General features: G+C 69.6%; 13 protein-coding genes. 9 read left to right on the plus strand and 4 right to left on the minus strand.

The window, feature by feature from the left end; all coding sequences use genetic code 11:
* Positions 1-46: 46 nt before the first annotated feature.
* The 4 genes from C5E06_RS07200 to C5E06_RS07215 all read left to right on the plus strand — a co-directional run bounded on the left by C5E06_RS07200 (position 47) and on the right by C5E06_RS07215 (position 4,138).
* Positions 47-1,300 (plus strand): NAD(P)/FAD-dependent oxidoreductase, encoded by a 1,254-nt coding sequence (locus C5E06_RS07200; RefSeq protein ID WP_104306448.1) that lies wholly within the window; start codon positions 47-49, stop codon positions 1,298-1,300.
* Complete coding sequence (locus C5E06_RS07205; protein ID WP_219820191.1) at positions 1,297-1,749, plus strand: DUF2809 domain-containing protein; 453 nt, start codon at positions 1,297-1,299, stop codon at positions 1,747-1,749. The genes C5E06_RS07200 and C5E06_RS07205 overlap by 4 nt, the downstream gene beginning before the upstream one ends.
* Positions 1,750-1,968: 219 nt before the next feature.
* A complete protein-coding gene (locus tag C5E06_RS07210) occupies positions 1,969-3,654 on the plus strand; it encodes an ABC-F family ATP-binding cassette domain-containing protein (RefSeq protein ID WP_104306449.1) in 1,686 nt (561 codons plus the stop codon).
* A gap of 76 nt (positions 3,655-3,730) precedes the next feature.
* Positions 3,731-4,138, plus strand: a complete 408-nt coding sequence (locus C5E06_RS07215; RefSeq protein WP_104240949.1) for a DUF5684 domain-containing protein — start codon at positions 3,731-3,733, stop codon at positions 4,136-4,138.
* A gap of 115 nt (positions 4,139-4,253) precedes the next feature.
* On the opposite strand, the gene C5E06_RS07220 is transcribed toward C5E06_RS07215, so the two are convergent.
* Positions 4,254-5,063: an alpha/beta fold hydrolase gene (locus tag C5E06_RS07220; RefSeq protein ID WP_104306450.1), complete on the minus strand. Its 810-nt coding sequence runs from the start codon at positions 5,061-5,063 to the stop codon at positions 4,254-4,256.
* A gap of 134 nt (positions 5,064-5,197) precedes the next feature.
* Between C5E06_RS07220 and C5E06_RS07225 the strand changes: the two genes are divergently transcribed.
* Entirely contained in the window at positions 5,198-7,348 is a 2,151-nt protein-coding gene (locus C5E06_RS07225) for a cell wall-binding repeat-containing protein (RefSeq protein WP_104306451.1), read from the plus strand.
* Positions 7,349-7,388: 40 nt separating this feature from the next.
* Here the strand turns inward: C5E06_RS07225 and C5E06_RS07230 are convergent, their stop codons facing one another.
* Both C5E06_RS07230 and C5E06_RS07235 read right to left on the minus strand, forming a co-directional pair.
* Positions 7,389-8,168: a response regulator gene (locus tag C5E06_RS07230; protein WP_104306452.1), complete on the minus strand. Its 780-nt coding sequence runs from the start codon at positions 8,166-8,168 to the stop codon at positions 7,389-7,391.
* Positions 8,169-8,211: 43 nt separating this feature from the next.
* Positions 8,212-9,498, minus strand: a complete 1,287-nt coding sequence (locus tag C5E06_RS07235; protein WP_104307233.1) for an ATP-binding protein — start codon at positions 9,496-9,498, stop codon at positions 8,212-8,214.
* Positions 9,499-9,709: 211 nt separating this feature from the next.
* Between C5E06_RS07235 and C5E06_RS07240 the strand changes: the two genes are divergently transcribed.
* From C5E06_RS07240 to C5E06_RS07250, 3 genes are read left to right on the plus strand one after another with little or no spacing between them, the layout of a single operon-like run.
* On the plus strand, positions 9,710-10,753 hold the full coding sequence (locus tag C5E06_RS07240; protein ID WP_104240953.1) for a tripartite tricarboxylate transporter substrate binding protein: 1,044 nt from the start codon (positions 9,710-9,712) through the stop codon (positions 10,751-10,753).
* Positions 10,750-11,379, plus strand: a complete 630-nt coding sequence (locus C5E06_RS07245; protein ID WP_104306453.1) for a tripartite tricarboxylate transporter TctB family protein — start codon at positions 10,750-10,752, stop codon at positions 11,377-11,379. Before C5E06_RS07240 ends, C5E06_RS07245 begins: the two co-directional genes overlap by 4 nt.
* 1 nt (position 11,380) lies before the next feature.
* Positions 11,381-12,910, plus strand: a complete 1,530-nt coding sequence (locus C5E06_RS07250) for a tripartite tricarboxylate transporter permease (protein WP_104299570.1) — start codon at positions 11,381-11,383, stop codon at positions 12,908-12,910.
* 22 nt (positions 12,911-12,932) lie between these two features.
* Here C5E06_RS07250 and C5E06_RS07255 read toward each other — a convergent pair whose 3' ends face one another.
* Positions 12,933-13,865, minus strand: a complete 933-nt coding sequence (locus tag C5E06_RS07255) for a LysR family transcriptional regulator (protein ID WP_104306454.1) — start codon at positions 13,863-13,865, stop codon at positions 12,933-12,935.
* A gap of 77 nt (positions 13,866-13,942) precedes the next feature.
* Between C5E06_RS07255 and C5E06_RS07260 the strand changes: the two genes are divergently transcribed.
* The gene (locus tag C5E06_RS07260; protein WP_104306455.1) at positions 13,943-15,682 is read left to right on the plus strand and encodes an L-aspartate oxidase; all 1,740 of its coding nucleotides are present in this window, start codon (positions 13,943-13,945) and stop codon (positions 15,680-15,682) included.
* The last annotated feature ends 152 nt before the right edge of the window (positions 15,683-15,834 follow it).

Raw genomic sequence — 15,834 nt, forward strand, 5'->3', positions numbered from 1 at the left:
ATGCGCGGCTCGTCTGGCCGCTCACCACGGAAGGCGGCGGAGACCCATGCGCATCATCGTCATCGGAGCGGGCCTCGCGGGCCTCACCGCCGCCTGGGAGCTGCGGAAGCGCGGCCACGAGGTCAGCGTGCTGGAGGCCAGGGCCCGAGTCGGGGGCCGAACGTGGTCGCAGCGGCTCGGCAACGGCGCGATCACCGAGCGCGGCGGCGAGTACGTGTTCCCGACCGAGTTCGCCATCCGTCGGCTCTCCGCCGAGCTCGGGGTGCCCATCCTGAGCCACAACGTGCGCTACGCGAGGCGCACCGTCGACGGCCGGCACGTATCGTTCGCCGAGCTTGAGGCGACGACCGAGCAGATCACCGAGACCCTCCGCGGGATGCTCGCCGACGGACTCACGCGCGTCTCGGTCGAAGACGCCCACCGCGAGGCGCTCGGCCCCGACTACCAGCAGCACCCGGTCTACCGCCGCATGGTCACCTCCCTCGCGAACGACCCGAACCTCGTGAGCGCCGCCTCCGCGTTCCTCTACGACCCGGATGCGGACCAGCCGTTCATCGACGACGGCGGGCGCTTCGTGGGCGGCAACCAGTCGCTCGCCATCGAGCTGGCCCGCCGGCTCGGGGCCGCGGTGCGGCTCGAGCACCCGGCCCGGGCGATCGACCAGTCGAGCAGCGGGGTCGAGGTGACCCTCGCTGACGGAAGCACGCTGCACGCCGACGCGGCCGTGATCGCCGTGCCGCTGCCCATCCTGCGCAGCCTGCGACTCGGCTTCGCCCTCACCCCGGGGCAGGATGCCGCCCTCTCGCACCGCATCATGGGCACCGCCGCGAAGCTCGGCGTGCCCCTCGCCGCCGTCGACGACGACATCGCCCTGCAGAGCGCGGACCTGAGCTGGTGGTCCTGGCGCTCCCTGTCTGCCGACGGCGAGCACCGCATCCCCGCCCTGTCCTGCTTCGCCGGGAGCAGGGCCACCCTCGACGCCCTGCACACGGAAGCGGGACCGGGGCGCTGGGTCAGCGAGCTGCAGGCGCTGCGGCCCGAGCTCGTCATCGACGGCGACGTGCTCCTCACCGACTGGAGCGACGACCCGTGGACGCGCGGCTCCTACTCGGCGGCCTCGCTGGACTGGACTCCGGCCGACCTCGACGCGTTCGACGTGCCAGCGGGCCGGGTCGCCTTCGCGGGCGAGCACACGGGCCTCGAGCAGACCCTCAACGGCGCCGTCGTCTCCGGCCTCCGCGCGGTCACCGCGATCGGGGCCGTCGAGCGCCTGACCGAGACGAGCGGCGGCCCAGCGTGAGCGGCGCGGCTGGAGCCCAGCAGGAGCGGACTTCGCGCCTGGATGCCCTGCGCCGCCGAGTCGCGGCCGCGGTTCTGCTCGCCGCGACCGTCGCGCTGGGCCTCGCAGTGCACTACGCGCTTCCGGATGGGGAGTTCGGGGACATCGTCGGTGCCGGCCTGTACACGGTCGCCGTCTACCTCGGGGTCGTCCTGCTCGCGCCCCGCGCCAGAGCGTGGACCGCGTTCGCGTTCGCGGTCGCCTGGTCGTTCGCGGTCGAGCTGCTGCAGCTGACCGAGCTGCCAGCCCGCGCGAACGAGGCGTTCGCGCCGGCCCGGCTGGTCCTCGGCTCCGGGTTCGAGGTGAGGGACCTGCTCGTGTACGCGCTCGGCGGCGGCGTCATGCTCGGCGCAGACCTGGCCGTGACGCGCATGCGAGCTCGACGACGTCGCGCCCCGCTGGTACCGTGAACGCGTGTTCCTTCTTCTCTTCTGCTAACGGCTGAGCTGGCCTTCCGCGCTCGCTGACGCCGGTCTCTCGAACCGAGACCGCCCGAGCATCACGGTGGCCACCTGCTCTGACCCGACTCCGGGTCGCCGTTTTCGCGCGCCCAGCCGCTGACGCCTTGCCGAGCCCTCTGAGAGTCCTCGGGGAGCCCTCGGCGGCTCGCGGCGCGCCGCTCTGAAGGAATGATCGTGCACACCACCCCCAAGTCAGTTCCAGCGCGCCATCGCGCGCAGCTCACCCTCACCGACGTCTCGCTGCTGCGCGGCGCGAGGCCCGTGCTCACCTCCGTCGACCTCGTGGTCACCGCCACGTCGCGCATCGCGATCGTCGGCGAGAACGGCCGCGGCAAGTCGTCGCTCCTGCACGTGCTCGCGGGCATCCTCCCGCCAGACAGCGGCACCGTGCAGCGCATCGGCACCCTCGGTCTGGCCGAGCAGGAGATGCACGCCGACGACGCTCGGACCGTCGGCCAGGCCATCGCAGACTCCATCGCGACGGCGCTCGCCACCCTCGCCGAGCTCGACGCCGCAGGTGCGGCCCTTGCGGAGGGCGGTCCGAGAGCCGAAGAGCGCTACGCCGCGGCCCTCGAGGCCGCGGAGGTGCTCGACGCGTGGGGCGCGGAGCGGCGAGTGCTCATCGCGCTCGAGGCCCTCGACGCCGAGACCGATCCAGACCGCCTCCTCCGCGAGCTCTCCGTGGGACAGCGCTACCGGGTCCGCCTCGCCTGTCTCCTCGGGGCAGACGACGACTTCCTGCTGCTCGACGAGCCGACCAATCACCTCGATCGCGCGGGGCTCGACTTCCTTACCGAGCGGCTCCGCTCGCGCACGGGGGCGGTTGTCGTCGTGAGCCACGACCGGGCGCTGCTCGCCGACGTGGCCGAGACGATCCTCGACCTCGACCCGACGCCGGACGAGCGGCCCCGCGTCTCCGGCAACGGCTTCGCTGGGTACCGGGAGGCGCGCGCCGCCGAGCGTGAGCGGTGGGAGCAGGACTACGAGCGTCAGCAGCAGGAGCAGGCCCGTCTGCAGGAGAGCCTGAGCGCGGCGCAGAACCGTCTCGTCACGGGGTGGCGACCGGGCAAGGGCGCGAACAAGCACGGCCGAGCCACCCGCGCAGCTGGCCTCGCGCAGAGTGTGCACCGTCGCCAGGAGGCCCTCGAGGCGCACGCCGTGACGGTGCCGGAACCACCGCGGCTCTTCCGGTTCCCGGAGCTTCGCACCCGGGCAGGAGCTGAGCTGCTGAGCGTCGACGGGGTCGCCGTCACGGGGCGCCTCCACGGTCCCGTGTCCCTCGCGCTCTCCCATCGGGGCAGGCTGGCCGTCACCGGCCCGAACGGTGCAGGGAAGTCGACGCTCCTGCGCGTGCTGGCGGGCTCCCTCACCCCGGATGCGGGTTCCGTGCGCGTGCAGCCCGGCACCCGAGTCGGCGTGCTCCCGCAGGAATCGTCGCTCCCGCTCGAGCAGCGCGCGGCGGAGGTCTACGAGCTGCGGCTGGGCGAGCTCGAAGCCGCCGGCACCGTCGCGCCGAGCGAGACGGTGGGGCTCTCGCAGCTCGGCCTGCTGCGCGCGAGAGAGGCGGGCAAGCGGGTCGGCGAGCTGTCGATGGGGCAGCGGCGCAGACTCGACCTCGCGCTGGTCCTCGCCGCGAAGCCGCACGTGCTGCTCCTCGACGAGCCCACGAACCACCTGTCGATGGCCCTGGTCGACGAGCTGACCGATGCGCTCGTGGGAACGCAGGCCGCGGTTGTGCTCTCGAGCCACGATCGGCAGCTCCTGCGGGACGTCGACGACTGGCCGAGCCTGCACCTCGGGCCTCGAAGCGTGCAATTCGTGCCGTCCAGCGACGAAAGGCTCCCAGGAAGTTGACAGCTCGCGGTAGCGTTGCTCCGCTCCCCGAAGCCCAGGGGATCTCACCAGCTTCACGGACCTCAAGGACGTCACTATGTTCACGCTCGAAAACTCCACCCAGATGGACTCCTGGCAGTGGGAAGCGCTCTCGCCCGGCGGCACCGCCAGCGGCTTCGTCGGCTGGGTCCTCCTCATCATCGCCCTCTGGCCCGTCTTCCGGAAGGCCGGCTACCCGGGCTGGGGCGCCATCATCCCGATCTACAACGTCTACATCCTCGTCAAGATCGCCGGGTACCACGGCGCGACGGTGCTGCTCTACCTCATCCCGATCGTGAACGTCGTGTTCTCGATCTTCGTCGCGATGCGCATCGGCAAGGCGTTCGGCAAGGGCGGAGTGTTCAGCTTCTTCCTGCTCTGGCTGCTGTCGATCATCGGGTACTTCATCGTGGGCTACGGCTCTGCGCAGTACCGCGGACCGGGCGGACGCGCCATCACGGCCTAGCCTCCGCTCCACCCGCATCGCGCGCGCATCGCGCGTCTCGGCCGCGGTGACCCGCTTGTCCTCGACGACAAGCGGGTCACCGCGGCCGATTGCGTTGCAGCGGCTGCTGTCAAGCTCAGCTACCGAGGAACTCGACGAGCGCCGCAGAGACCTCGTCCGGCGCATCCAGCGTCACGACATGGCCGGCTCCGGCGACGACGAGCTCCGTGAGTCCGTCCGCCGCCGCCCAGGCAGGCATGGCTCGCGAGATGTTCCCGGTGGTGTCGCTCGCGCCACGGACCAGCAGTGTCGGCACGGGCGTGCGGTAGTCGGGAGTCGGACGCACGAACTGCGTCGTCGCACGCCAGACCGCCAGGAACTCCCGCTTCGACATCGCGCCGAACGTTCGCGTCAGCTCGGCACGTGCCGTCGCCGTCACGGCTGAAGCATCCGCCATGAGCTTCGGCAGGCTCCTCGCCGGGATCAGCTGGAGGATGGGCGCCGCGGCACGGACACCGGCACGCTCCAGGAAGCTGAGCGGGCCGGCGTTCCAGGTGGAATCCAGCACCACGAGGCTCCGGAACCGCTCCGGGGAGCGCCGAACCAGCTCCTGCGCGAGATTCCCGCCGAGCGAATGCCCCAGCAGCGAGACCCTGCCGAGGCCGAGGTGCGCGATGAGCCGCTCGACGTCGCTCGCCAACAGCTCGGGGGAGAGGTCCGTCGAGTTCGGACGCGACGCCCCGTGCCCGCGAAGGTCGAGGAGCACAACGCGCAGGCCTGCCAGACGCAGCGCATCCGCCTGGCGCCGGAACATCGTGTGGTCGGCGCCCGCCCCGTGCAGCAGGACAACCGCATCGGCGTCGGCATCGGCGTCGGCCGCGTCGAGGCTGTCGGAGTAGCGGAGGGAACATCCGCCGAGGGTGAGGTGTCCCGGAAGGCTGCGCATGCCAGCGACGGTAGTCGCTCCGCGAATCCGTGCCAATTCACGTGATTTCACATGCACGAGTGATTTCACCCCGTATTTCACCCTACGATCAGGAAAGGGGGCCACCGCTCGATCAATGAACACGGATGTGACTCATGAAGAAAGCGCTCTCCCTCTCTCTCGCCGCGCTGCTCGCGGCCTCACTGCTGACGTTCCTTGGAACCGGCCCAGCCCAGGCCGCGAACTTCGGGACCGTGGGCCAAGACGTCATGTCGTCAGCGAACTACGTCGCCAAAGGCAGCTCCGCGACGACGACACCGCAGGGCGCGCCCGTCTCGTCGCTGTCCGACCAGACGGCCGCGATGGTCGACACGCTGCCCGACCGGTACCTCAGCGACTACTGGAAGGGCCGACTCAAGACCTCCACGAACCGCGAGAACTTCACGATCCCCATCTACACGGTCGACAGCTCGAAGGCCGACGCCAACTGGGTGAAGGTGAAGATGCAGAGCTACGCGCTCTACCCGGACATCCACCCCGTCATGGAGGGCAAGGCGACCGCTTCGGCGACCGGAGGCACGTACGGGTTCCAGATCACTCCGTTCGCGACCACCGCGAAGAACTACGGCAAGGTCGTCATCCCGGCGCACGCCCTGCCCGGCGGTCCGATTCCGGGCGGCGACCAGTCGATGACCGTCGTCGATATCGCCACCGGCATCGTGCGCGGGTACTACGTCGCCGAGAAGCAGAGCGACGGGTCCTGGATGATGGGCGGCGGCTACCTCACCACCCTCAACTCCCCGAAGTCGACGAACTGGTTCGACCAGAACGAATGGCTCAAGGCGGAGCGGGGCACGAGCTCCGTCGGCGGCGTCATGAACGAGTTCCTCATGGCAGGCGCTGAGGAGATCGCGGCGGGCTCCATCAACCACGTCACGAGCTGGACCTTCCCCTCCACGCGGTCCGGCACGGCCATGTGGCCCGCCTACCAGACCGACGGGAAGCTGAGCGAGGCGCACGCCCCGAAGATGGGGCAGCGGTTCTGGATTCCCAACGACGCGGCCACGAACGCGAAGATCGCCGCGCTCGGTCTCTCCAGCTTCGAGAAGGTCGTCGTCAAGAACCTGCAGGAGTACGGCGGCATCATCACCGACCAGAACTTCTGGACCATGGCGCTCAACCTGCAGCATCCCGTCACGTACACCGCGCAGGGCAAGCCCAACCCGTACCTCCCCGGAGGCATCGTCCACAACGCGCACGGCAGCGTCGACCTCATCAACAAGATCCCATGGACCCTCACGAAGTGGGGCGAGATCACCTCGAGCACGAAGCTCCCGCAGTTCGGGGCGCCGACCGCCACGCCGACACCGACCGCGACGCCGACGACACCGGCAACGCCGAGCCCGACGGCGGCACCGGGTGTCGTCGACCGCCTGGGCTCCACCGATACCTACGCCAACGCGGTCACGGCCTCCGGCAAGGTCAACACGGTCGGCAACAAGCTGGTCATCGCAAACGGCGAGGGCGGTGTGGATGCACTCCTCGCGGCCCCCGTCGCCGCCAAGATCAACGGCAACCTGCTGCTCACGAAGCCAGACGCGCTCCCGTCCAGCATCTCCGCCGAGGTGACGAGGCTGAAACCCTCGGCGATCTTCGTCATCGGCACGATCTCGGAGGCGCAGAAGACCGCGCTCGGGAAGCTGACGCCGAGGCTCGAGGTCGTGACCGCCGCCGACAAGTCGGAGACCGCGCTGATGGTGGCGAAGCGGTTCTTCCCCAACGATCCCAACGTGTACATCGCCAACAGCGGCAAGGCGACGGAGATCGCCAACGCCTCCGGGAGGGCCACCCTCGCCAAGGCGCCGGTGCTCCTGACCGGGCCGACGCAGACCAGCGCCAGCTTCAAGGCCTACTTCGCAACCGGCAAGGTCACCTCGGCCCGTGTCATCGGCCCAGTGGCGTCGCTCTCGGCGACCGTCTTCAACGAGGTGAAGGCCAAGGTCTCGAACACGACCCGAGTCAACTCCTCGGACGCGTTCGCCATCAACGGGGCGCTCCTGGGCGACTTCGACGCCGGGAGCATCGATCCGAAGGGCTTCGCGCTCGCGAACCCCGGGAGCTCCGCGGACATCGCCGTGGCCCTGCTCGTCTCCGCGCGCACCGGGTATCCGCTGGTACTCGCCACGCAGACGTGCGTTCCTCAGACTGCGTGGGCCGTGACCTCGAAGTACCCCGGGGCCAACTACAACGTCGTCGGAACGACGAGCGACCTGGTCTCGGACATCCAGAAGAAGCGGTGCGCGTAGGGATCGCCCAGCGCGCACCGCGGTGACCATGGCCGGGAGATCAGCGCTCGGGGGAGGGAGACAACCGGTAGAGCACCTGCGGCCGCCCGCGCTTGCCGTACCGGTGCGCCAGGTCGATCACCCCCGTCTCGACGAGGTGGTCGAGGTAGCGCCTCGCGGTCGCACGGGAGATGTCGCAGGCCTCGGCGACGTCGAGCACCGTGGCGGGGATCACCGGGTCGAGCGAGGCGACGACCCGCTCGAGCGTGACCTGTGCCAGCCCTTTCGGGAGCTGCGGCGACTGCGCGGCACCGTTTCGCGCCGCGCTCGAGCGGCTGCGCGGCACGGCGGGCTGACGAATGCTGCCTGTGGCCAGCAGCCGGTCGATCTCACCCTGGCCGAGGGGTCGCTCGCGGTCGCTCTCCGGACTCGCTCGACGCTCGGCGCTGTAGAGGTCGAGGCGCTCCTGCAGGGCGGCCTGCGTGAACGGCTTGATGAGGTAGCCGACGACGTGGGCCGCGAGGGCCTGTCGCACCGTCGTCTGGTCGCGGGACGAGCTGATCACCAGCACGTCCGGTACCTTCGCGCCGAGTGTTCTGAGCCGGTGAAGGACTTCGACTCCGCTGATGTCGGGAAGCCGCATGTCAAGGAGCATGAGGTCGACCCCGCTCATGCTCTGCGCGAGCGCGGACTCACCGGTGCTGGCGGTACCGGCGAGCGAGAATCCGGGGATGTCGGTGATGAACCCGCTATGCAGGGCCCTGGCCCCACGATCGTCGTCGACCACGAGCACTCGGATCGGGTTCGAGGCCGCCCGCGGGCTCTCCTCGGTTCTGCTCATGCCGCTCCTCTCCTGGCCGCAACGACGGCGTCGATGATCTCGGTCATGGCAGCCGCTCGATCTCGAAGGCGAAGCGCGACCCGCCGAGTCGTGACGCCCCGACTTCGATGGTGCCGCGGCGCGACGTGACCGTCCGGCGGACGAGCTCGAGGCCGATGCCCCGTCCGAGTCCGCTCGGGTCGGGCTTGGAAGAGAACCCAGGGGCGAAGATACGGCCGCTCGCTTCGGCGTCCAGGCCGGGACCGTCGTCGTCGACGAGCCCGATGATGCGGCTGCCGCTCTCGCGAAGCGTGCAGAGGACCTGGGATGCGCCCGCCTCGCCCGCGTTCCGGCAGAGGTTCGCGATGACGGTCACGACGCCGTCGTCGATGTCCTCGTCGAGCTCGAGGTCGAAGCTCGCCTGCGCTCCCAGCTCGTGTAGTTCGGCCCGCACCGCCTGCGTCGTGGCGTCGAGGAGGGGGAGGTGGAGACTCGAATCGGTGCTGTCGGAAGCGTCGACCCCTGCCGTCCGAACCGGCACGACCTCGTCGATGTACTCGAGCGCGTCCTGGGTGTCGCCTCTCGAGACGAGGCCGTGGACCACGTGCATGCGGGTGCTGAACTCGTGAGACTGCTCGCGCAGGGCGGTGGTCGTGCGCCGCATCTGCGCGTGCTCGGCGGCGAGCGCGTCGAGTCTGCGGAACCGGCGCTCGACCGCGAACGCGAGGGCCGAGCTGGCGAGCGTGCCGAGGACGAGTGCGCCGATCGTCCAGGGGAGGAGCTCCCCGAGGGCCTCGGCGCTGTCCGCGGAGATGCTCGACTCGAGCACGCCGACGGCGACCATTCCGAGGACGGTGTCGTCTTGCCCGACCACGGGGACCTTCGCGCGCAGCGAGGGGCCGGATGCACCTTCCTCCGTGCCGTGGAACGCCTCCCCGGCGAGGACGGAGGCGTTGGCCGTCGAGACCTGCACCCCACGCTCGGCGGGGTCCGGATGCGTGATGCGCACGCCCTCGTCGTCGGTGATGACGACGTAGTAGACGCCCGTCGCGTTCTCCACGAGGCTGGCAAGCGGCTGCAGGGCATCGGTGGCCCCGGCGAGGTCGTCCGCGTCCGCGAGCGCTGAGGTGGTGCCCGCATTCGTGACGGCTTCGAGCGCTCCACGTACCTCGTCCAGCTGTGCCAGGCTCGACGCGACTTCATGCACGCGCTCGGCTGTGGTCTCGCGAAGCTCCCTCTCCTGCGCCGAGAAGGCGATCGCGGCCGTGATCGAGACGGAGCCGAGCGTGATGAGACTCGGCACCACGAGCATCCCCAGGCGCACGGCTCGCTGGCTGAGCTTGAACGGCATCGTCATCCTCACTTCCCGCGCCCCTGGCTTGCGGTTTCTGGCTTCTGGCCTCTGGCTCGAACCTTCCGCCCGCGCAGACCCATGCGGCGCCTCTTCGCGCCGGGCTCGCGAGCACTTATGAGCACAACTCCTCGTGGAGCTCCTCACGTGCGAGCGCGGTGCAATCCTAGGTCGATATTGCGGAGACAACGATGTCCGCGCGAATGGAGCAATGATGATCCGAGCAACGAAAGACCCGGCGGCGCCGGACGAACCGGGCCGGCAGGCCAAGCCCGGCGGCAGGCGTGTGGTCGGCCGCGTCATCGGTGGAGTCGTAGCCGCCGCATCGATCGCCGTCGCGAGCTTCGGGTCGATCACGTCCGCCGCGGCGGGTCAGGACATCAACGCGTCCATGACGATCATCGCCCCGGCAGCTGCCGGTGGCGGCTGGGACACGGTCGCCCGCGAACTGCAGCAGGCGCAGAAAGCCGAGGGGCTCGTCAACAACGTGCAGGTGGTCAACATGCCAGGGGCCGGCGGAACGATCGCGCTTGGCAATGTCTCCGTGCTCGATGGCGAACCCAACAACCTCCTCGTCGGAGGAACTGGCCTGCTGGCCGCCACCATCCAATACGACTCCGCGGCGAAGCTCGAAGACGTCACGCCGCTCGCGGTGATGGTCGAGGAGTACGACGTCATCGTCGTCCCAGCCGACTCCCCGTACGAGACCCTCGAGGATCTCGCCACGGCATGGAAGGCCGACCCGAAGTCCATCCCGTGGACCGGCGGTGGCTCGTTCGACCAGCTCGTGGTGACCGACCTCGCGCTGAGCGCAGGCATCGAGCCCGTCGACACCACCTACATCTCGTCTGACGGCGGTGGCGAGGCCATCCAGGCGCTCCTCAACGGCACGGCGAAGGCCGCGGCGGGAGGCTACGCAGACAACATCGACCAGATCGAAGCCGGCAGGTTGCGGGCCCTCGCGGTGGTGGCGGAGGAGCCCATCGAAGGCGTCGACATTCCGACAGCCGCCGAGCAGGGTTACGACATCTCGCTCACGAACTGGCGCTCGATCCACGCTCCCTCAGGCTTGACCGAGGAGCAGACGGACGCCCTCGCCGAACTCGTGGTGCAGACGACGGAGACACCCGAGTGGCAGGAGGCCATCGAGAGGTACCACTGGAACGAGCGCCTCATCACGGGCGACGAGCTCGACACGTTCCTCGCTGAAGAGGAACTGCGCATCACGGCGCTCTACGAGGAGATGGGACAATGACGCACCACGCGAACCCGACTGCCGCGTCGGCGGTCATCGGCGGAGACCTGACCTTCGCCGCAGGCCCAAGCAAGACGGCCACCCTCCTCAAGGGGCTGACGATGCCGCTGGTCATCGCAGCCTTCGCCACCTACCTCCTCTACGGCATCTTCACGATGAAGGTGCCAGAGGGGGCCGACTTCCCCGGGCCGCAGTTCTTCCCCGGCCTCATCGCCGCCGGCCTGTACCTCTTCGCGGCTCTGCTCGCCGTCGGTGCCGTCCGTGAGCTGCGCGCGACCGCGGCCTCCTCGTCGACGATGACCGAGGAGGAGCTGCTCGCCCGTGCGCTGGCCGACGACGAGGCGCTCGCTGCGGCGGGCTCAGCAGATGCCCCCCGCAAGGTGCGAGTCGACGTGAAGTCGTTCGCCTGGGTCGTCGGCTCGTTCCTGGTGTTCTCGCTGACGCTCGACCTGCTCGGCTGGGTCATCGCAGCAGCCCTCCTCTTCTGGTGCGTGGCCCGCGGCTTCGGCTCGACGAAGCCGGTGGCGAGCCTCGTCGTGGGGTTCACGCTGAGCTCGCTCGCCTACATCGCCTTCGACATGGCACTCGGCATGTCGCTCCCGTCCGGCATCCTCGGAGGTATCTGACATGGAAACGCTCCAACTCCTCATGGAGGGGTTCGCCGGTGCCCTCACCTGGCAGAACCTCATGTGGGTCTTCGTCGGCTGCCTCCTCGGGACCGCCGTCGGCGTGCTGCCGGGCCTCGGCTCCTCGATGGCGGTCGCCCTCCTGCTGCCCGTCACGTTCTCGCTCGAGCCGACGGCCGCGTTCATCATGTTCGCGGGCGTCTACTTCGGTGGCCTCTTCGGCGACTCGACCATGGGCATCCTGATGAACACGCCCGGGCAGGCCTCGGCCATCGCCTCGACGTTCGAGGGCCACAAGATGGCGCTGAACGGTCGGGCCGCCCAGGCGCTCGCGACGGCTGCCATCGGCGCGTTCATCGGTGGCTTCATCGCCTCGATCGTGGTGGTCTTCCTGGCCCCTGCGCTTGCCGACTTCTCCAGCAGCTTCGGGCCGGCGGAGTTCTTCGCCCTCGCGGTGTTCGCGTTCGCGGCGACCTCCACGGTGGTCACCGACAACGTCGTCAAGGGGCTCACGGCCCTGTTCATCGGCCTCGGCATCGCGGTCATCGGCATCGATGGCGTCTCCGGCGCCCCGCGCTTCACGATGGACTCCCCGCAGCTGTTCGACGGCATCTCGCTGGTGACCGTGACCGTCGCGGTCCTCGCGCTCGGCGAGGTCATCTACGTCGCCTGCCTCGAGCGGCACGTCAACGACAAGGGCATGATCCGTCCGAAGGGTCGCCCGTGGCTGAGCCGCAAGGAGTTCAAGGAGGCCACCCCGGCCTGGCTGCGTGGCACGGTCATCGGTCTCCCGTTCGGTGTGGTGCCGGCCGGCGGCTCCGAGATCCCCACGTTCCTCGCCTTCGGCCTGGAGAAGCGACTGGATGCGCGCCGCAAGGACCCGCAGTTCGGCAAGGGCGCGATCAGGGGCCTCGCAGCCCCGGAGGCCGCTGGCAATGCGACGACCGGTATGGCGATGGGCGCGCTCCTGGCGCTCGGTCTCCCCATCTCGGCGACCGCGGCGATCATGCTCGCCGCGTTCCGTCAGTACGGCCTGCAGCCGGGCCCGCTGCTCTTCGACCGCGCCCCCGAGCTGGTCTGGGCGCTGCTCGCGAGCTTCTTCATCGCCATGGTGGTGCTGCTCGTCCTGAACCTGCCGTTCGCGATGCTGTGGGCGAAGCTGCTCCTGATCCCGCGTCCCTACCTGTACGCGGGCATCACGATCTTCTGCGCGCTCGGCATCTACGCCACGTCGGGTTCGACGTTCGACCTGCTGATGCTGCTTGGGGTCGGCCTGCTCGGCTTCCTCATGCGTGCCCTCGACTTCCCGATCGCACCGCTCATCATCGGAATGGTCCTCGGCCCGCTGGCCGAGACGAGCCTGCGGGACGCGGCGATGAGCGCCAACGGCGACTTCTCGGTGCTGGTGCAGGGGCCGATCGCGATCGCGCTCTACACCCTCCTGGCGCTGGTGCTCGCCTTCACCGTGCGCGGCCGCCTCGTGGCTCGCAAGCGTGCAAAGCAGGAGCAGAAGGAGCTCGTGAACAGCTAGCGTGCCGTTCCCGGCACCAGCCTCACGGCTCCACGCTGCTGGTTCCCGGCGTCTGGCCGACCATGGCGGCGGCGATCGATTCGATCGTCGCCGCCATGGCGCGTGCGGCGCGCGAGAGGGGCACGTCGCTCCGGTGTGCGAGGCTCACGGTGCGCTGCAGGATGGAGCTCGTGAGCCTGGCGGAGCGGAAGCCCGCCCGCCCGCGGATGACCATGGCCGGCACGACCGCGACGCCGAGTCCGAGCTCCACGAAGCGCAGCACCGCATCCATCTCCGGCCCCTCGACCACCACGTTCGGTCGCAGATCGGCCTTGAGGAACGCGGCCTCTGCTGTGGCACGGAGGTCGTAGCCCCGCGAGAAGACCACCTGTGGGGCGGCGGCAAGCTCCTCGAGGGAGATGGTGGGGGAGCGGATCGCGGCGGCGCCGTCGACGGGGGACACCACGACGAGTTCCTCGTTGAGCAGCGGCAGCCTGGTGAGGGTGGCGCGCGGGGTCTGCCTGGATTCGGGAGTCGTGATGAGCGCGAGATCGAGCGCGCCTTCCGCGAGCTGCTCGATGAGGCCCTGGGAGCCGCTCTCCGAGACGTGCAGCTCGATGCCGGGATGCGAGGCGTGGAACGACTGCAGCGCGTCCGCGACGAGGCTCACGCACAGCGAGGGCGTGGCGCCGAGCCGTACCGTGCCCCGCTTGAGGTCGGCGAGCTCCGCCATCTCGCGCCGCACCGAGTCGGCGTCGGCGAGCATTCGCCGGGCGAGCGGGAGCAGGGACTCACCGGCATCGGTGAGCGCGACTCGACCTGGCGTGCGGTTGAAGAGCGGCGCGCCGAGGTCCTGCTCGAGGGTCGAGATCTGGCGGCTCAGCGAGGGCTGCGCGAGGTGCAGCACCTCCGCTGCCCGTGTGAAGTGCCCCTGCGAGGCGACCTCCACGAAACTCCGCAACTGGTCCAGGTTCATGCCGATAGCCTACGCGCATCAGGACGAACAGGACTATGCATTGGAGTAATCATCGGGTGCTCTCTAACGTTGCTGACATGACCGCGACCAAGTCCATCGAACGCCAGATCTCCACCACCGTGCTCGTCATCGGAACCGGCGGTTCCGGCCTGCGCGCCGCCATCGAAGTCGCCGAGCAGGGTGTCGACGTGCTCGCCGTGGGCAAGCGCCCCAAGCACGACGCCCACACCTCGCTCGCCGCCGGCGGCATCAACGCGGCCCTCGGCACGATGGACGCGGACGACAGCTGGCAGCAGCACGCCGCCGACACCATCAAGGAGAGCTACTGGCTCGCCAACCCGCACACCGTCGAGATCGTGACCCGGGGCGCCGAGCAGGGTATCCGCGACCTCGAGCGCTACGGCATGGGCTTCCAGCGCGAAGGCGACGGCCGCATCTCGCAGCGCTTCTTCGGCGCCCACAAGTTCCGCCGCACCGCCTTCGCCGGCGACTACACGGGCCTCGAGATCCAGCGCTCCCTCGTCGCCCGCACGGAGCAGCTGAACATCCCCATCCTCGACACCGTCTACATCACCCGCATCCTCGTGCGCGACAACGTCGTCTTCGGTGCATACGGGTTCGACATCAACGACGGCACGAGGTACCTCATCCACGCCGACTCGGTGATCCTCGCCGCCGGCGGGCACAACCGCATCTGGCGCCGCACCTCCTCGCGACGCGACGAGAACACGGGCGACTCGTTCCGCCTCGCCGTCGAAGCCGGCGGGCGCCTGCGCGACCCCGAGCTCGTCCAGTTCCACCCCTCCGGCATCATCGAGCCCGAGAACGCGGCGGGCACGCTCGTCTCGGAAGCCGCCCGCGGCGAAGGCGGCATCCTCACGAACGGCCTGGGGGAGCGCTTCATGGAGCGCTACGACCCCGAGCGCATGGAGCTCTCGACGCGTGACCGGGTCGCGCTCGCCGCGTACACCGAGATCAAGGAGGGCCGCGGCACCGCGAACGGCGGCGTCTGGCTCGACGTCTCGCACCTGCCCCGCGAGACGATCATGAACCGCCTGCCGCGCATCTACCAGCAGATGCTCGACCTGCAGATGCTCGACATCACCGTGAGCCCGATCGAGATCGCGCCGACCGCCCACTACTCGATGGGTGGCGTGTGGGTTCGCCCCGACGACCACGGCACCGACGTCGACGGGCTCTACGCGATCGGCGAGGCGTCGAGCGGCCTTCACGGCGCGAACCGCCTCGGCGGCAACTCGCTCATCGAGCTGCTCGTCTTCGGCCGCATCGTCGGCCGGGCGGCCGTCGCCCACTCCGAGGGCCTGGATGCGCAGCTCCGGTCTCCGGCAGCCGTCGCGCAGGCGCGCGGCGAGATCGACGAGCTGCTCAGCGCGGACGGTCGTGAGAACGTGCGCGCCCTGCAGCGCGCCATCCGCGACACGATGACCGAGTACGCGGGCGTCGTGCGTGACGAGGAGGGGCTCAAGGCCGGCATCGCGGCGCTCGACGTCATCGAGGCTCGGATGGAGGACGTCGGCATCCACCCGGATATCGCCGGGTTCCAGGACCTCGCGCACGCCTTCGACCTCAAGTCGTCGGCCCTCGCAGCGAGGGCGACCCTGGAGGCCGCCCTGGAGCGTCGCGAGACGCGCGGCTGCCACAACCGCAGCGACTTCCCCGAGCTCGACCCCGACATGCAGGTCAACCTCGTGTGGTCGCCGGGCGGCGGCATCACCCGGGAGGAGATCCCGCCCGTCCCCGCCGAGATCGCCGAGCTCATCGGCGAGGTCTCCGTGGAGGGCAAGCTCGTCGAGTAGCTCTCCAGGGCTGGAGCAGACATCACGTGTCCTCTCGCCCCTCTCCTCCGCCCACGCCGCGAAATCCCGAACCGGGAGCTGAGTTGTGGTCGCTTCAACGGTATGTTGACGACCACAACTCAGCTCCCGGCTCAGGTGTCTCGGGGCGCGGG

The organism is Pseudoclavibacter sp. RFBI5, assembly GCF_002931395.1.
In the GTDB taxonomy this organism is placed as follows: Bacteria; Actinomycetota; Actinomycetes; order Actinomycetales; family Microbacteriaceae; genus Pseudoclavibacter.

What these genes read in the sequence shown, in the direction of transcription:
- C5E06_RS07215 (WP_104240949.1), top strand. Translation starts at nt 3,731, where the DNA reads ATGTTCACGCTCGAAAACTCCACCCAGATGGACTCCTGGCAGTGGGAA.
- C5E06_RS07235 (WP_104307233.1), bottom strand. Translation starts at nt 9,498, where the DNA reads ATGCCGTTCAAGCTCAGCCAGCGAGCCGTGCGCCTGGGGATGCTCGTG.
- C5E06_RS07225 (WP_104306451.1), top strand. Translation starts at nt 5,198, where the DNA reads ATGAAGAAAGCGCTCTCCCTCTCTCTCGCCGCGCTGCTCGCGGCCTCA.
- C5E06_RS07245 (WP_104306453.1), top strand. Translation starts at nt 10,750, where the DNA reads ATGACGCACCACGCGAACCCGACTGCCGCGTCGGCGGTCATCGGCGGA.
- C5E06_RS07250 (WP_104299570.1), top strand. Translation starts at nt 11,381, where the DNA reads ATGGAAACGCTCCAACTCCTCATGGAGGGGTTCGCCGGTGCCCTCACC.
- C5E06_RS07230 (WP_104306452.1), bottom strand. Translation starts at nt 8,168, where the DNA reads ATGAGCAGAACCGAGGAGAGCCCGCGGGCGGCCTCGAACCCGATCCGA.
- C5E06_RS07220 (WP_104306450.1), bottom strand. Translation starts at nt 5,063, where the DNA reads ATGCGCAGCCTTCCGGGACACCTCACCCTCGGCGGATGTTCCCTCCGC.
- C5E06_RS07240 (WP_104240953.1), top strand. Translation starts at nt 9,710, where the DNA reads ATGATGATCCGAGCAACGAAAGACCCGGCGGCGCCGGACGAACCGGGC.
- C5E06_RS07200 (WP_104306448.1), top strand. Translation starts at nt 47, where the DNA reads ATGCGCATCATCGTCATCGGAGCGGGCCTCGCGGGCCTCACCGCCGCC.
- C5E06_RS07255 (WP_104306454.1), bottom strand. Translation starts at nt 13,865, where the DNA reads ATGAACCTGGACCAGTTGCGGAGTTTCGTGGAGGTCGCCTCGCAGGGG.
- C5E06_RS07260 (WP_104306455.1), top strand. Translation starts at nt 13,943, where the DNA reads ATGACCGCGACCAAGTCCATCGAACGCCAGATCTCCACCACCGTGCTC.
- C5E06_RS07210 (WP_104306449.1), top strand. Translation starts at nt 1,969, where the DNA reads ATGATCGTGCACACCACCCCCAAGTCAGTTCCAGCGCGCCATCGCGCG.